This is a genomic window from Atlantibacter sp. RC6 (assembly GCF_014193285.1).
Classification (GTDB): Bacteria; Pseudomonadota; Gammaproteobacteria; order Enterobacterales; family Enterobacteriaceae; genus Atlantibacter.
Genome location: NZ_JACHZE010000005.1, coordinates 250,827 through 266,401 on the forward strand (window position 1 = coordinate 250,827; position 15,575 = coordinate 266,401).

Genomic DNA, 15,575 nt, shown 5'->3' on the forward strand with positions numbered 1-15,575 from the left:
CTAATAAAGGATATTTTAATCAACCCTAAACGGTCTCTCGGGTATTTCCTGAAAAATCCCCAACACGCCGAAAATATTCAGATGATTCCCAATATTCCCGGCGGCATTGATAGTCAGGGTGATTTATCGCCTGGGTTTTTTGATTAACAGGTACAGCGCCGGGATCACCAGCATCGACAGCAGCGGCGCGGTGATCATGCCGCCAATCATCGGCGCGGCGATGCGGCTCATGACTTCTGAACCGCTGCCGCTTCCCCACATAATCGGCATTAAACCGGCCATGATGGTCGCCACCGTCATCACTTTCGGGCGTACGCGCAGCACCGCGCCCTCATGAATGGCCTGCAACAGCTGTGGCGTTTGCTCGCCGCCAGGCTCAAGCCGCTTGCGCTGCCACGCCTGATTTAAATACAGCACCATAATAACGCCGAATTCCGCCGCCACACCCGCCAGCGCAATAAAGCCCACCGCTCCCGCCACCGAGAGGTGATAATCCAGCAGCCAAAGCAGCCAGACGCCGCCAATTAAGGCGAACGGCAGCGTACCCATAATTAACAGCGCCTCGCTGAAACGCTGGAAGGTGATATACAGCAGAATGAAAATAATCAGCAGAGTAAACGGCAGCACGATTTTTAACGTCGCGGTGGCGCGCTCCAGATATTCAAATTGCCCGGACCAGGAGAGCGTCACCCCCTGAGGTAGCGTGACATTCGCCGCGACGATTTGCTGCATGTCCTCTACGGCGGATTTTAAATCCCGCCCGCGCAAATCAACGTAAATCCAGTTCGACAGCCGCGCGTTTTCGCTCTTCAGCATCGGCGGCCCGTCGGCGACGGTGATTTCCGCCAGCTCCGCAAGCGAGACCTGGCTTCCGCTGGCGGTAACCACCGGTAAGGCCCGCAGCTTCTGGATGTTGTCGCGCCATTCGCGCGGATAGCGCACGTTAATCGGATAACGCTCGCGTCCCTCGATGGTTTCGCCGATATTCTGTCCGCCCACCAGCGTGGCGACCATCGACTGCAACTCACTGACCGACACGCCATAGCGCGCCGCTTTGCGCCGGTCGATGACGATATCCACATAGCGCCCGCCCGCCAGCCGCTCCGCCAGCGCCGACGTCACCCCTGGCACCGACTTCACCAGTTGTTCGATTTCACCGGCCACCCGTTCGATGTCCTCAAGCCGGCTACCGTTGACCTTAATCCCTACCGGGCTTTTGATACCGGTCGCCAGCATATCGAGCCGGTTGCGGATCGGCGGCACCCAGACGTTGGCGATGCCCGGTACTTTCACCCGCGCGTCCAGCTCTTCCACCAGTTTGTCCATGGTCATGCCTGGCCGCCACTGGTCGTGGGGTTTAAAGCGGATGGTGGTTTCCAGCATGGCGAGCGGCGCAGGATCGGTGGCGGTTTCGGCGCGCCCGGCCTTGCCAAACACGCTCTCCACTTCCGGCACGGTTTTAATTAACCGGTCGGTTTGCTGGAGCAGCTTCGCCGCCTCGCGCGCCGAAATACCCGGCAAGGTCGAGGGCATATACAGCAGGTCGCCTTCGTCGAGCGGCGGCATAAACTCGCTGCCCAGGCGGCTCAGCGGCCACAGCGTCGCCACCAGCAGGATCAATGCCAGCGTCACTGTCGTTTTCGGCCAGTTCAGCACCTTATCCAGCAGCGGCTCGTAGGCGCGGATCAACCAGCGGTTCAGTGGGTTATCCTGTTCGGCAGGGATGCGCCCGCGAATAAACGCCCCCATTAGCACCGGGATCAGCGTGATGCCCAGCCCGGCGGATACCGCCATCGCCCAGGTTTTGGTGAAGGCGAGCGGCGAGAACATCCGGCCCTCCTGGGCTTCCAGCGCAAATACCGGGATAAACGACAGGGTGATGATCAACAGGCTGCAAAATAGCGCTGGCCCCACTTCCACTGCCGCCTGTTCGGCAATTTTCCAGTACTCCGCCCCGCTGGGGGTTTTGCCGTCGCGATCATGGCGCCACTGCTCCAGCACCTTGTGCATGTTTTCGATCATCACGATCGCCGCATCCACCATGGCGCCGATGGCGATAGCGATCCCGCCCAGCGACATGATATTGGCGTTGATCCCCTGGTAATGCATGATGATAAACGCGCCCAGAATCCCCAGCGGCAGCGAAATAATCGCCACCAGCGCCGAGCGGAAGTGGAACAGAAACAGCACGCAAACCAGCGCCACCACCACAAACTCTTCAATCAGCTTATGGGTGAGGTTTTCAATGGCGTGTTCGATCAGGTTTGAGCGATCGTAAACCGGCACAATTTCCACGCCCGCTGGCAGGGTGCGCTGTATTTCATTGAGTTTGGCTTTCACGGCGTTGATGGTTTCCAGCGCGTTTTTACCGTAACGCATCACGATAATCCCGCCGGTCACCTCCCCTTCACCGTTGTACTCCGCCACGCCGCGCCGGATTTCCGGCCCGAGGCGCACCGTCGCCACATCGGACAGCAGCACCGGCACGCCGTTGCGATTAGCGATAACCACATTGCGGAAATCCTCCAGGCTGGCCAGATAGCCGGTGGTGCGCACCATATACTCCGCTTCGCCCATCTCCAGCAGCGAGCCGCCGCTCTCCTGATTGGCCTGGCCGACCGCGTCCACCACCTGCTGATGAGTGATATTCAGCGCCCGCAGCCGCTCGGGTTGCAGCAGGATTTGGTACTGGCGCACCATGCCGCCGACGCTCGCCACCTCCGCCACGTTGGGCACCGTTTTCAGCTCAAACTTGAGCGTCCAGTCCTGTAAGGCGCGCAGATCCGCCAGGCTGTGTTTGCCTGAACGGTCGATCAGCGCGTATTCATAAACCCAGCCGACGCCGGTGGCGTCCGGCCCCAGCGACGCTTTCGCTTCCACAGGCAGTTGCGACTGCACCTGGCTTAAATACTCCAGCACTCTGGAGCGCGCCCAGTACGGATCGGTACCGTCCTCAAACAGGATATAGACGTAGGTTTCGCCAAACATCGAAAACCCGCGCACGGTTTTCGCCCCCGGCACTGACAGCATGGTGGTGGTCAGTGGATATGTCACCTGATCCTCCACCACCTGCGGTGCTTTGCCGGGATAAGCGACGCGCACAATCACCTGCACGTCCGACAGGTCCGGCAACGCATCCACCGGGGCGCGCATCAGCGCCCAGATGCCCCACGCCGCCATCATCAGCGCGGCGATCAACACCAGGAAGCGGTTTTTCAATGAGCCTCGAATAATGGCGGCAATCATTGGGCACCTGCCTTAAGCGGCGCCAGATGGGTTATCACCGCGCCGTCGTCATTCATGGTGAAAGAGAATTGCACCTTATCGCCGGGTTTTACGCCGGGCTGCGCCGTTTTCAGGGCGAAGTCCATGGTCATCGCTCCCCATTTCAGCGCTGGGATCGGGCCGTGGGACAGCGTTACGCTGTCGTTTTGCAACGCTTCCACCACGCCGGTGCCCTGATACTCGGTTTCCATCGCCCCGGACGGCAGCGCGCTGCGCAGGCTGGCTTCCGAGTCGATCAGGAATTGCCCGGATGTCACTACTTTCATCCCCTCATCCAGCCCGGAGATGACCTCGACCCAGCCGTCGCCGCGCATCCCGGTTTTCACGTTCACCGCCCGGAAGAAGCCGTCCTCTTCCGCCACCAATACCCGGTTGGCGCTGCCGGTTTCAATTAACGACTCTTCCGGGATGGCCAGGCGCGGTGCGTCAGCGTGTTGCGCGTCCCGGTTGATCGCCAGATACATGCCCGGCCTGAGCTTCTGGTCAGGGTTGGCGATGACAATGCGCGCCTGAAGGGTGCGGGTGGTGCTTTCCAGCGCGGGCAGCAATTCACTGACCTTGCCGTTGAAGGCTTCGCCGGGATAGCTTTCGGTGCTGGCCGTGACCGTCGCACCCTGGCGCAGCGACTGAGCCTGGGATTGCGGATAATCCACCACGACCCACACCGGGTCGAGGCTTGCCAGCTCAAACAGCGGCGCGGTCGCGCTGACCTGCGCCCCGGCGCGAGTTTCCAGCTTCGCCACATAGCCGTCGCGCCCGGCGCGTAGCACCAGCCGGGTTTGCGGTTTCCCGCTGCGCTCCACGCGGCGAATAATCTCTTCTGGCATAAACTGCAATGCCAGCCGCTCGCGCGCGGCGGCGGTTAATGCGCTATCCCCCAACAACCGTACCGCGAGGTACTCCTGCTGGGCGGCGGTCCACTCGGGTATCCAGAGCTGCGCCAGCGGCTCGCCCTTTTTCACCGCCTGTAGCGGCGCACGCACATACAGTTTTTCCACCACGCCCGACGCCGGGGCCGGGATAATTTCGCTGCTGCGCTCATCGTTTTGCACCGTGGCATACGCAGTAAACGGGGCAACCAACTCGCGCCTCTCCGCTCTGGCGGTGCGGATGCCGAGGTTCTGCTGCTGGCGGGCGCTTATCGACACGCCCGATGGGTCAGCCGCTTCATCGGCGTAACGCGGTTGCAACTCCATATCCATAAACGGCGATTTGCCCGGCTTATCAAAGCGCTGGCCTGGCACCATCGGGTCGTACCAGTAAAGCACTTTGCGCTGCGGCTGGTCGGTGGCTGTCGGTGTGGCGTGATGCTGTTGCCCCAGCCAGTAGCCGCCGGCCAGCGCCGCGCCGACCACCAGCGCGATAAGTGAAAGGGATTTGCTATTCATGGGCGGCTCCTTGCACCGTCAGATATCGGACGGCGGCCCAGCGCTGCGCCATCTCTTTTTCGGCGTTTATCGCGCCAAGTTGTGCGTCCAGCAGGCCGCGCCGCGCCTCAAGCACCGCCTCCAGCGACGCCTGCCCGGAACGGTATTCGGCATTGATCACCTTCAGGCGCTGTTGATTAAGCGGCACGATCTCCTGCTGCTTGCGGCTCCACAGGGTTTGCGCCGCCTGGTATTCCGCCACCAGACTGCGCACCAGCGCCACCCGGTCGCGTGTGGCCTGCGCCAGCTGATCGTTGGCTTCCATGGCCCGCGACACATCGGCGGCATAGTCTTTATCCTGTCGATGGGACTGGAACAGCGGCATATCCACGGTGAACATCACCCCGGCCAAATCGCCATACTCCTCGGCGCGGCGGGCGTAGTAGACCTCCACGCCGACGTCGGGCTTTGACGCCACCGCCGACTGCGCCGAACGGGCTTTCGCCACGTCGGCTTCCCGGGCGGCGGCTATCACTTCCGGATGGGCCGCCACGCCCTGTTCGAGCACCTGCTCATCAGCGGGCAGCCGCTGATAGCGCGGCAGCGCTCCGCTGACGTGATCGATATTTTCACCGGTAAGCTGGTACAAACGGGTTTGCGCCAGCCTGACGTCGCGCTCCGCCAGCGTCAGGTTATCGCGCAGGGCGGAGAGCGTGGTTTGCAGTGCCAGCGCCCCGGACGCGGACGCCGAACCGCTGGCCACGCCGCTGCGCTGCACCGGGATCTGCTTTTCGGTTTCCAGTAATAGCTGCCGCGCCGCCTCGACGGCTTTCTCCGACAGCGCCAGATCCAGCCACGCCTGGGCGGTATCCCGCTGTAGCTGCGCGCGGATCACCTGCGCCTGAGCGCTGGCGCTGGCAGACTGCGCCAGCAGCGTGTCGGCCTTGCGGTCACGTTTGTCGGCGCTCACATACTTCTGCATCACGCCGACGCGCTGCATGGTCATCCCTTCACGGGTAAAACGATGGGCGTTGCTGCCCTGTACGGGCAGGTTTTCGATACCGAATTTCAGTTCCGGGTCGGGCAACTGGCGCGCCGAATCGGCCATCGCGCCAAAGGCGCGCACCTGGTTGCGGTTGGCGGAAAGCTGGGCGGAGTAGCGCTCCGCCACTTCAAGGGTCTGCTCAAGACTCAGCGCCGCCGCCTGGGCGGCCGCGCTGGTCAGGATGAGCAAAACCCCGCCGAGCCAGAGGCTCAGGGTGGTTTGCTTCATAACGCCTCCGGTTATTGCGCAGGCGTTATGCGAACGAGCTGGTAGCCGCTGTCGGTCTGGGTGAAGGAGAACGCCACCTTGTCACCCGGCTGTACCGTGATTTCCTGCTGAGCAGGACGGTCAAAAGCCATGGTCATCGGCGGCCAGTTAAGCGCCCCGATAGCCTGATGAGAAATAGTGATCTGGCGGTCGGTAACCTTTTTCACCACACCTTCGCTTTGCCATACCGGTTGTTCGGCAGACGTGTTCATGGCGTGATGGTGATGGGCGGTGTCATCCGCGGCGGAAAAAGCAGAAAAGGTGAACAGCAATGCTGCAACCGGCAGCAGTCGTGAAATAAAAGCCATTATCGTTACTCCAACAAAGTCGAAAAAATAAACGGGTAAAAAACGATCGACGATGTGGGAGTTATTCCCGGAACCGGCAAAACCGGATGGTTGCCGGCGGTCCTGCTGCGGGAGGAGTTAAAGACCAGTGGCTATCGGTGTGTTGAACGCACTGCGGTTCAATCACCGCCAGGGTCTCCACCACCGGCAGCGCCACCAGATTATTTTGCGGGCTCTCTTTTTGCATCACGTCAGGGACGCAGTGCTTTTCGCAAAGCGGCGATGCGGTAGAGTGCGAGGGTGAAGCGTCATGGCCCATCAGGTGATCCTGATGCTGAACGCTGACTACCTGGCCTTCAAGATCCAGCGGGCAACCGTGGGATGCCTGCGCCGTCTGGCCCGCCACCAGCAGAAAACCCAACGCCATCGCCAGCATCCAAAGATGCTGACGTAATACGCGTACTGTTTTCATCAGGGAGCGGCGATTCATATTGGTCTTATCAGAGCCTGGAGTGGGCCGAGTATAAGCGGTGAAAAAAAAAGAAATAAAGAGGATTTTGACTGCTTTACATTTGTCGGGGTTATTTGTGAAAACAAAGTAAATGGCTAGTGAAACATATTTTTTTATCACCACCTTTTATTAACGTCACGTGTCTGACTGACATAAAAAACGCCCCGGGGTGAAATCCAGTGCACCGGGGCGTTAAACCGTGTCAAATAATGATGACGCGACTTACCATTTATATTTCACACCCACCATACCGCCATACTGGGAATAGTTATGATCGCCGCTCTGAAGGCCTACCGCCCCCCAAAACTGTAAATCTTTCGCGACTTCTGTCTGAAGGCCCGCCTTGATTTCAGCGCGATGGCGTGGCGCATCGGTACCCACACGGATGGCATCAAAATCCATCGCGTTATTGCTGTCGTCATACCACCAGTTCATCGTCATCCAGGGTTGTAAAGGGCTTTGCAACGCGGCTATCCGCAGGCCCAGCCGGGTTTTCACGCCGTTGTGTTCGGCGCTACGCACCAGGGTGCCGTTTTCTTCCTGGTGATCGTCAGACTCGTAGCGATTGACGATCACCTGCATTTGCGGCTCCAGCATCAGCTTGCTATCGAAAGTAAAACCGTAACCGGCCTCCATGGAAGCCGACAGGTTGGTGCTGTCATAGTTTTCACTGGGGAGATCATCGCCTTTCACATCATTGTCGTACCAGCCGTACTGGAGCCAGCTATCAATATACGCGCCGCCAGGCGCATGGCCTTGCTCCAGCCAGGTGGCATAGAGGCCCACGTCGTAACCATTGACATGCCCCGTCGCCGAATAGTGATTATCAGCGGCGCGGGATTCGGTGCGCCCATAGCCGTAACCCGCCATAATTCCTGCCTGGAAACGTTGCTGAGGCCCGTCAAAGGTCAGCAAATCGGCGCCAAGCTGAATAAGCGTCTGATCGATGGTATCGCTGATTTCGCCCTGCGCCGCATCCAGTTTGGTTTCATTGGCGACGGTTCTCATCCATAGCGGCCACGCGTTATCGGAAGGCTGTGACCAGGTGGCCTGTTGCCGATCGTAGTAGCTGTGATTAAACATGTTTTCCGCCACGAAGCGGTTGCCCAGATAAGCGCCGGGTTCCGGACGGAATTCCGGGTCGGGCGTGGGATCGGGCGTTTTTTGCGACCGCAGATACCAGTCACCGTCATCCGGGTTCGTCACGCCGCCCTGCCACAGCGAATATTCATAACTACCGGCGACTGCGCGTCCCTGGAGGGCGAAAGTGCCGTCAGAACTGCCGCCCACGTCAATCAGTTCAATGCCATCCGCCGTGGTCTGCGCACCCGCGCCATGCAGATTAACTACCTGAACATACGTGTTGCCTGACGTATCACCCGTCACGACCATTTTATCGGCAGGGGACGTATCGTCGCCCAGATCGCTGTTAAACACTATCGTGCCGTTATTGCCCACGTAATCACCGTTCACCGTCAACGTGCTGAACGGAGAGGCGGTATCCGTACTGGCAAAACGCAGGGTGCCGCTGTTTTCCAGGCTGGAGATGCTCGAATCGTCCACCACCTGCCATTCGCTCGAAGCGTCGATGCTGACGTCGATGTCGGACTCGCTGGCGCCTTTCCACAGGGACTGGTTTTGCAAGGCGATGGTCCCGTGGCTATTTGCCGCGTTGATAACCACATCGCCCGAGAGGTAACTCTGATCCGCTGTGAGGTTTACTGTGCTGTCAGACACGTTAGCGGAATCACCCACTTGCAATAACACGCCGCTTTCCCCAACGACGGTTGAGTCCGTTAGCACCAAATCCAGCCCACCGCTTTGAACGTTGATCGCCGCGCCGTTTTTCGCATCCACCGTGCTGCGGCTAACCGTCGTCGGGTTGTCAGGGTTGGCTGGGTTATTGAAAAAGCGCAAGCCGGCTGCGCCGTTGCCCGTGGTTTCCAGGTCGCTGTCTGCGATAGCGATATTCGCGCCGTTGCCTATCACCACCGCGTCGGCAGACTCCCCGCTAGTGATAACCTGGGTGTTATCCAGCGTGGCCTGGGTGGTCTCATTCTGAACATAGACGCCATAGCCGTTTTTCCCGCTGGTGGCGATCCGGCTGTCGGCGATCTCTAACTGGCCGCCAAAACTGGCCGCACCAACGCCTTTCACACCGTAAGTCAATATATCAACGCCCGTGGCGCTCATCAGGGAATCCGCGCCGTTGTTATACAAACCATAGGTATTATCGCCGTACACTTTTACCGTACTGTCGCGGATTTCCGCCTGGCCGTTATCATAAATTTCAATCCCAGTCGCCCCGGCACCGTGGGTTTCCAGCGTGGAGTTCGCCACGCTAACGCTGCCGCTATCGTCGGGTAACCAAATGGCGCTGCTGCCGTTACCGGCGCCCCAGGTGGTCAATGTGGAACCCGTAATATCGGCATGGGCGTTTTGGTTGATATCAACGGCAATCCCTTTAATCGGATTGTCCGCGGTCCCCACAGTGACCACGGTGCCGTCCATGGTCAACGTCGCCATTTCCTGCGGTGAGCTGCCCATCAACCGAATGCCATCTACGACGCGTGAGCCATGCCCATAGGCAACAACGCTGCCGCCTTTCAGGGTCACATGACTATTTTCGCTAATATCAATAACCGGTAAAGGCGATTGAATATCACTGTCATTAAGAATGAAGTCGGTATTGGTCGCTTCGAAATTGCTCCCTTCACCTGCGATATGTACTGCCCCCTGGTTAACATCCACGCTGGAATCGGCAAGGGAAACGGTAGCGCCATCGTCAATTCTGAAACCTGAATTCCCCGTCATGGTTGAATTCTTGATAGTCACCGTGGTTTCCGCGCCAGCAAATTCACCCAGAGAGCCGTTAGTGGAATTATTAATAATCATATGATCTATATTTAATATTCCGCCATCCTGCGCGGACAAACTGTCCGTCATTCTGTCTCCGGAGGTGGTGATTTTAATAAAATCGGCATTAATGGTGCTGTTTTTATTAACGGTGGCTAAGCTGATGGTGTCAAAATCAGGGAACTCGATGGGGTCATCCGCACTGCCTTCAACGGTAACGGTGCTGCCATCAGTGACTTTAATCGCCTCATGCTGCGTTGCCAGTCCGCTATCAGGAAATGTACTTAACGCAAACATGACCGCAAACGATAAAGGCGATACTTTGTTTTTTTTTGCGCCCCGTGATTTATTGGCTCTATTTATGGATTCGATGCGATTAAAGACATTACCGCGAGTCAACAGGTCATTATTTCTCAGGCAAACTTTCATTGTTTTACAGCCTTATTCTGAAATGAGAAGACTTATTGCAATCACTTGCAAAACCCTGGATGAATAGTGATCAAAAACTAACGTCCACCATAACGGAAAACTTGTTTTTTTATGCTGATTTCGGAATGGAACAATGAAATTAAGATAAAGGCCCGCTACCGATTATTGACACAGGAATGATCGTTTTATTTGCATCTATCATCAGAAAGAAATGGAAAACAATAATTCATATAATTAAACATATTAATTAATCGGTTTTGTTTATGGGAGGTACGACAAGACACATCCCCAAAAATCGTTAATTAAGTGAGCGCTTTTTGTTAAAAACACCCCACTCTCCGACGACACGCCGTTAACAATTGCTGTTATATACACCGTTAACAAGTGAAAAATCCGGCAATATCATAAACACAAATTATAAATAAATAATATTTTGCAATTTTTTGATATTAATCAGAATGCTTTTTCAGCAAGTCATCACAATCCGCACGTTTGACCCTGGAAACCTTCCATTACTCCGACCTGTGTGTTTCGGCCACATATCACTTTGCTGTCGAAATTTGAGGGCTTTATGCTGACCTTTTTAGAACTTCTGATTGGACTGGTCGTTATTATTGGCGTCGCGCGCTATATTATTAAAGGCTATTCGGCCACCGGCGTGCTGTTTGTCGGCGGTCTGGCGCTGTTAATCGTAAGCGCCCTGATGGGCCACAAGGTGCTACCGTCCAGCGCCACGTCCACTGGTTACACCGCCACCGATATTTTTGAGTACATCAAAATTCTGCTGATGAGCCGCGGCGGCGATCTCGGCATGATGATCATGATGCTGTGCGGCTTCGCGGCCTATATGACCCATATTGGCGCTAACGATATGGTGGTTAAGCTGGCATCGAAACCGCTACGCTATATCAACTCCCCGTATATCCTGATGATTGCCGCCTACTTCGTGGCCTGCCTGATGTCGCTGGCGGTGTCGTCGGCAACCGGCCTTGGCGTACTGTTGATGGCGACGCTGTTCCCGGTCATGGTTAACGTCGGGATCAGCCGCGGCGCGGCGGCAGCGATTTGCGCCTCTCCGGCGGCCATCATCCTTTCACCGACATCCGGCGATGTGGTGCTGGCAGCCCAGGCCGCAGAGATGCCGCTGATCGATTTTGCCTTCAAAACCACCCTGCCGATCTCCATCGCCGCGATTATCGCCATGGCGATTGCCCACTATTTCTGGCAGCGCTATCTGGATAATAAAGAGCAGGTGAGCCATGAAATGCTCGACGTCAGCGAAATCCAGACCACAGCGCCGTCGTTTTACGCCATCCTGCCCTTTACCCCCATCATCGGGGTGCTGATTTTTGACGGTAAATGGGGCCCGCAACTGCATATCATCACCATTCTGGTGATCTGCATTGCGCTGGCGGCGGTGATTGAATTTGTGCGCGGATTTAACACCCAGAAAGTTTACTCCGGGCTGGAAGTGGCGTATCGCGGCATGGCGGATGCGTTTGCCAACGTCGTCATGCTGCTGGTCGCCGCCGGGGTGTTCGCCCAGGGCCTGAGCACCATCGGCTTTATCCAGGGGCTGATCTCCATCGCCACCTCGTTTGGTTCGGCCAGCATTATCCTGATGTTGGTGCTGGTGATCCTCACCATGCTGGCAGCCATGACCACCGGCTCCGGTAACGCGCCGTTCTACGCCTTCGTTGAGATGATCCCGAAACTGGCGCACAGCTCCGGCATTAACCCGGCTTATCTGACGATTCCGATGTTGCAGGCCTCCAACCTGGGCCGTACCATCTCGCCAGTTTCCGGCGTGGTAGTGGCCGTCGCAGGGATGGCGAAAATTTCCCCGTTTGAAGTGGTAAAACGCACATCGGTGCCCGTGCTGGTCGGCCTGATTGTGGTGATTATCGCCACCGAAATTCTGGTGCCATCGGCGGCACTGCTGCCGTAACGCCGTTACCGGCTTGTCACAGTGAAAAAGCGCCGGTTCGGCGCTTTTTTTATGGTTTAATACCGTGACTAAATGAAATCAAAGAATACATTAATGCTAAAAATGATGAACAGCGCAGCCGCCGCACTGGTTTGCAGCGTGCTGATCTCCCCTTTCGCCGCCGCGCAAACAGCGCCGCTGGTGGCGCAACGCTACGGCGATTTTGATCGCTACGTGCTGGCGCTTTCCTGGCAGACCGGTTTTTGCCAGGATCAGCACGACCGTAACCGCAATGAAACCGATGAATGCCGGCTGCAAAAAGAGCAGGACGATAAGCGCGCCTTTTTAACCGTGCACGGGCTGTGGCCGGGCCTGCCGAAGTCAATCTCCGCACGCGGCGTCGACGAAAAGCGCTGGATGCGCTTCGGTTGCGCCACCCGCCCGGTGCCGAATATGCCGGAGGCCCGCATCGGACAGAAATGCGCCGCCGCCGAAACCGGTATGTCGCTGGAAGCCGCCGCCAAACTCAGCAGCGTGATGCCAGCCGCAGGCGGCACCTCCTGCCTGGAACGTTATGAGTTCGCCAAACACGGCGTCTGCTTCGGCTTCGACCCGGACGCCTATTTTACTACCATGGTGCGCATGAACAGCGAAGTGAAACAGAGCCCGCTGGGCGCGTTTATCGCTGCCCACTATGGGGAAACCATTTCGCGCAAAGCGTTTGATAATGCGGTGGCAACGTCGTTCGGCAAACAGAACGTTCAGGCCTTTAAGCTGATATGCAGCGGCAACCCGGCTTATCTTACCGAGATGCAGATTTCGCTGAACGCCGCCGCCATCAATGCGCCGCTGAGCCCCGCCTCGTTTAGCCCCCAACCCCATCCCGGCAATTGCGGCAAGCAGTTTCGCCTGGATGAAGTCGGGTATTAAAGACAGTGTTACCGTTAACGGCTAATAAATTCCAGCAAATCCTGGTTAATTTGCTGTTTGTGGGTGGTGCAGATCCCGTGCGATCCCCCTTCGTAAACCTTAAGGGTGGCGTCAGGCAAGAGTTCCGCCGCCACTTTACCGCAGGTTTCGAAGGGGACAATCTGATCGTCGTCGCCATGGATCACCAGCGTCGGTATCGTCATTTTACGCAAATCTTCCCGCAAATCGGTTTCCGAAAAGGCTTTAATACAGTCATAAAGCGCCTTAATCGACCCCTGCATGCCCTGGCGAACAAAGCTATTGCGCACCTCTTCAGACACCTGAGCGCCGTCGCGGTTGTAGCCATAAAACGCCAGCGTCAGCTCTTTAAAAAACGCCGCGCGATCACTGATGACGCCGTCGCGAATGCCGTCAAACACCGACTTCGGTACGCCATTCGGATTAAAATCGGTGTTGATCATAATCGGCGTCACCGCGCCGATTAATACCGCTTTTGCCACCCGCGAGGTGCCGTGCCGCCCGATATAGCGCGCCACTTCGCCGCCGCCGGTCGAATGCCCGACGTGGATCGCGTCCTGCAAATCGAGATGCGCTGTCAGTTCCGCTAAATCATCCGCGTAGCGATCCATATTGTGCCCCTCCCAGGGTTGGGAAGATCGCCCATGACCGCGCCGGTCGTGCGCGATCACGCGGTAGCCCTGCTGCCCTAAAAACAGCATCTGATCCTCAAACGCATCCGCCGTCAGCGGCCAGCCATGGCTGAACACGATCGGCTGCCCCGATCCCCAGTCTTTGAAGTAAAGATAACTGCCGTCGCTCAACGTGATTTTATCAATATCGCTCATGGGAACTCCTCAGGAGGTTGTGATGACTGGCCAGACAAACTCCTTAAGGATAGCTACCGGATGACGCAGCGAGGTCGTTAAAAATACTTTTCGCTTACGGTGCTGAAGCAGGTTTCGCGATGATGTCTAAAATCAATATGTTGAATTGGTTTTATCTTGTTTCGTGAATGAATACGGCGAATTGCATTTATTACAGATGTTTGATGTCGCTCTCAAAATGTTAATAAACACGCCAGAGTTATTTACATCCCTACCGATGTTACCAGTATCATGTTACCGGTATCAGTGAGGAACACGGCGCTCATCCTGCCTTCTCCCTGAATTGAATGCAGAGGAAATTGATGATGACAGAAATGACATACGCATACGGCGCGGGAACGCTGCTTGGTATCGCCGCAGGGGCCGTTGCGCTGCTGCTGGTGTTGATCATGCGCTTTCGCGTGCACGCCTTTTTGGCCCTGACGGTGGTGAGCATTGTGGTCGCGCTGGTCACCAAAGTGCCGTTCGACAAAATTGTCCCGACCATTTTGAGCGGCTTCGGCAGCACCCTGGCGGGCGTCGCCCTGCTGGTTGGCCTGGGCGCGATGATTGGACGTTTGCTGGAAGTCTCTGGCGGCGCGAAAGTGCTGGCGGATACCCTGATTAATAAATTTGGCTCTCACCGCGCGCCGTTTGCGCTGGGTATCGCTTCACTGCTGTTCGGCTTCCCGATCTTCTTTGATGCCGGTCTGGTGGTGATGCTGCCGATTATCTTTAGCGTGGCAAAACAGTTTGGCGGCTCAACCCTGAAATACGCCCTGCCTGCGGCAGGCGCTTTCGCGGTGATGCATGCTCTGGTACCACCGCACCCGGGCCCGGTTGCCGCGAGCGAACTGCTCGGCGCCAACATCGGTCTGCTGGTACTGCTGGGTCTGGTGATCGCGATCCCGACCTGGTACTTTGGCGGCTACCTGTTTGGCCTGTACGCCGGTAAAAAATTCGACGTTAAACTGCCTAAGTCTTTCCTGGGCGACGTGGAAGTTGACGCCGACCACCAGCCGCCGTCATTCGGCATGGTACTGACCATCCTGCTGCTGCCGCTGGTGCTGATTTTCCTTGATACCGGCCTGAACACCGCCAAAGTGCTGGGCTGGGTCAGTGCAGACAACACCGTGGTGAACTTCCTGCGTATGCTGGGTAAAACGCCGGTCGCGCTGCTGATCACCGTGTTCTTCGCGCTGGCGGTGTTCAGCAAGAACCACACGCGTCAACATCTGGAAAAAATCTGTGAAGGCGCGCTGGGCCCGATCTGCGGCATCATCCTGGTGACCGGCGCAGGCGGCATGTTCGGCGGTGTACTGCGTGCCAGCGGCATCGGCGACGCGCTGGCTGGCGTGCTGGCGGATACCGGCTTACCGATTATCGTAGCGGCGTTCGTGATCTCTACCGCACTGCGCGTGGCGCAAGGTTCCGCCACCGTGGCGCTGACCACCACCGCCGCGCTGATTGCGCCGATGGTGCAGGCAACCCCGGGGCTCAGCCAGTTTGACCTGTGCTTCATTGTTATCGCCATCGCGGGCGGCGCAACGGTGCTGTCACACGTGAACGACTCCGGCTTCTGGCTGGTTGGCCGCTTCCTGGAAATGGACGAGAAAACCACCCTGAAAACCTGGACCGTGATGGAAACCCTGCTGGGCACCATCGCCTTCCTGCTGGCTGCCGTGGGAAGTATGATCCTGTAAGCCGAATTCGTGAGTTTTGCCCGAATAATTCGAATGGCGGGCAGGCGGCGACGCAGCGAATCCCCGGGAGCTTACAACAGTAAGTGACCGGGGTGAGCGAGGAAT

10 protein-coding genes are annotated in these 15,575 nt (G+C 57.2%); 3 read left to right on the top strand and 7 right to left on the bottom strand.

All coding sequences use genetic code 11. The features are described from left to right. Window positions 1–123: 123 nt before the first annotated feature. The 6 genes from FHW74_RS13800 to FHW74_RS13825 form a co-directional block, all read right to left on the bottom strand. Window positions 124–3,246, bottom strand: a complete 3,123-nt coding sequence (locus FHW74_RS13800; protein WP_183170967.1) for an efflux RND transporter permease subunit — start codon at window positions 3,244–3,246, stop codon at window positions 124–126. Beyond that, window positions 3,243–4,673, bottom strand: coding sequence for an efflux RND transporter periplasmic adaptor subunit (locus FHW74_RS13805; protein ID WP_183170968.1), 1,431 nt, complete (start codon window positions 4,671–4,673; stop codon window positions 3,243–3,245). The genes FHW74_RS13800 and FHW74_RS13805 overlap by 4 nt, the downstream gene beginning before the upstream one ends. Beyond that, on the bottom strand, window positions 4,666–5,925 hold the full coding sequence (locus FHW74_RS13810) for a TolC family protein (protein WP_183170969.1): 1,260 nt from the start codon (window positions 5,923–5,925) through the stop codon (window positions 4,666–4,668). Before FHW74_RS13810 ends, FHW74_RS13805 begins: the two co-directional genes overlap by 8 nt. 11 nt (window positions 5,926–5,936) lie before the next feature. Next, window positions 5,937–6,272: a copper-binding protein gene (locus FHW74_RS13815; protein ID WP_183170970.1), complete on the bottom strand. Its 336-nt coding sequence runs from the start codon at window positions 6,270–6,272 to the stop codon at window positions 5,937–5,939. A gap of 61 nt (window positions 6,273–6,333) precedes the next feature. Continuing rightward, window positions 6,334–6,741: a hypothetical protein gene (locus tag FHW74_RS13820; protein WP_255459918.1), complete on the bottom strand. Its 408-nt coding sequence runs from the start codon at window positions 6,739–6,741 to the stop codon at window positions 6,334–6,336. A 243-nt stretch (window positions 6,742–6,984) separates the two neighbouring features. Further along, the gene (locus FHW74_RS13825) at window positions 6,985–9,915 is read right to left on the bottom strand and encodes an autotransporter outer membrane beta-barrel domain-containing protein (RefSeq protein ID WP_183170971.1); all 2,931 of its coding nucleotides are present in this window, start codon (window positions 9,913–9,915) and stop codon (window positions 6,985–6,987) included. Between the two features lie 703 nt (window positions 9,916–10,618). On the opposite strand from FHW74_RS13825, the gene dcuC reads away from it, so the two are divergent. Both dcuC and rna read left to right on the top strand, forming a co-directional pair. After that, on the top strand, window positions 10,619–11,995 hold the full coding sequence (gene dcuC / locus FHW74_RS13830) for an anaerobic C4-dicarboxylate transporter DcuC (protein ID WP_161659709.1): 1,377 nt from the start codon (window positions 10,619–10,621) through the stop codon (window positions 11,993–11,995). Between the two features lie 102 nt (window positions 11,996–12,097). Next, entirely contained in the window at window positions 12,098–12,904 is an 807-nt protein-coding gene (gene rna, locus FHW74_RS13835) for a ribonuclease I (protein ID WP_183171022.1), read from the top strand. Between the two features lie 14 nt (window positions 12,905–12,918). On the opposite strand, the gene FHW74_RS13840 is transcribed toward rna, so the two are convergent. Further along, complete coding sequence (locus FHW74_RS13840; protein WP_183170972.1) at window positions 12,919–13,749, bottom strand: alpha/beta fold hydrolase; 831 nt, start codon at window positions 13,747–13,749, stop codon at window positions 12,919–12,921. Between the two features lie 344 nt (window positions 13,750–14,093). Here FHW74_RS13840 and FHW74_RS13845 point away from each other — a divergent pair, with 344 nt between their 5' ends. Continuing rightward, a complete protein-coding gene (locus FHW74_RS13845; protein WP_183170973.1) occupies window positions 14,094–15,470 on the top strand; it encodes a GntP family permease in 1,377 nt (458 codons plus the stop codon). Window positions 15,471–15,575 lie beyond the last annotated feature (105 nt).

Excerpts from the sequence above, each read along its gene's own strand:
- FHW74_RS13800 (WP_183170967.1), bottom strand. The coding sequence starts at position 3,246 with ATGATTGCCGCCATTATTCGAGGCTCATTGAAAAACCGCTTCCTGGTG.
- FHW74_RS13805 (WP_183170968.1), bottom strand. The coding sequence starts at position 4,673 with ATGAATAGCAAATCCCTTTCACTTATCGCGCTGGTGGTCGGCGCGGCG.
- FHW74_RS13810 (WP_183170969.1), bottom strand. The coding sequence starts at position 5,925 with ATGAAGCAAACCACCCTGAGCCTCTGGCTCGGCGGGGTTTTGCTCATC.
- FHW74_RS13815 (WP_183170970.1), bottom strand. The coding sequence starts at position 6,272 with ATGGCTTTTATTTCACGACTGCTGCCGGTTGCAGCATTGCTGTTCACC.
- FHW74_RS13820 (WP_255459918.1), bottom strand. The coding sequence starts at position 6,741 with ATGAATCGCCGCTCCCTGATGAAAACAGTACGCGTATTACGTCAGCAT.
- FHW74_RS13825 (WP_183170971.1), bottom strand. The coding sequence starts at position 9,915 with ATGTTTGCGTTAAGTACATTTCCTGATAGCGGACTGGCAACGCAGCAT.
- dcuC (WP_161659709.1), top strand. The coding sequence starts at position 10,619 with ATGCTGACCTTTTTAGAACTTCTGATTGGACTGGTCGTTATTATTGGC.
- rna (WP_183171022.1), top strand. The coding sequence starts at position 12,098 with ATGATGAACAGCGCAGCCGCCGCACTGGTTTGCAGCGTGCTGATCTCC.
- FHW74_RS13840 (WP_183170972.1), bottom strand. The coding sequence starts at position 13,749 with ATGAGCGATATTGATAAAATCACGTTGAGCGACGGCAGTTATCTTTAC.
- FHW74_RS13845 (WP_183170973.1), top strand. The coding sequence starts at position 14,094 with ATGACAGAAATGACATACGCATACGGCGCGGGAACGCTGCTTGGTATC.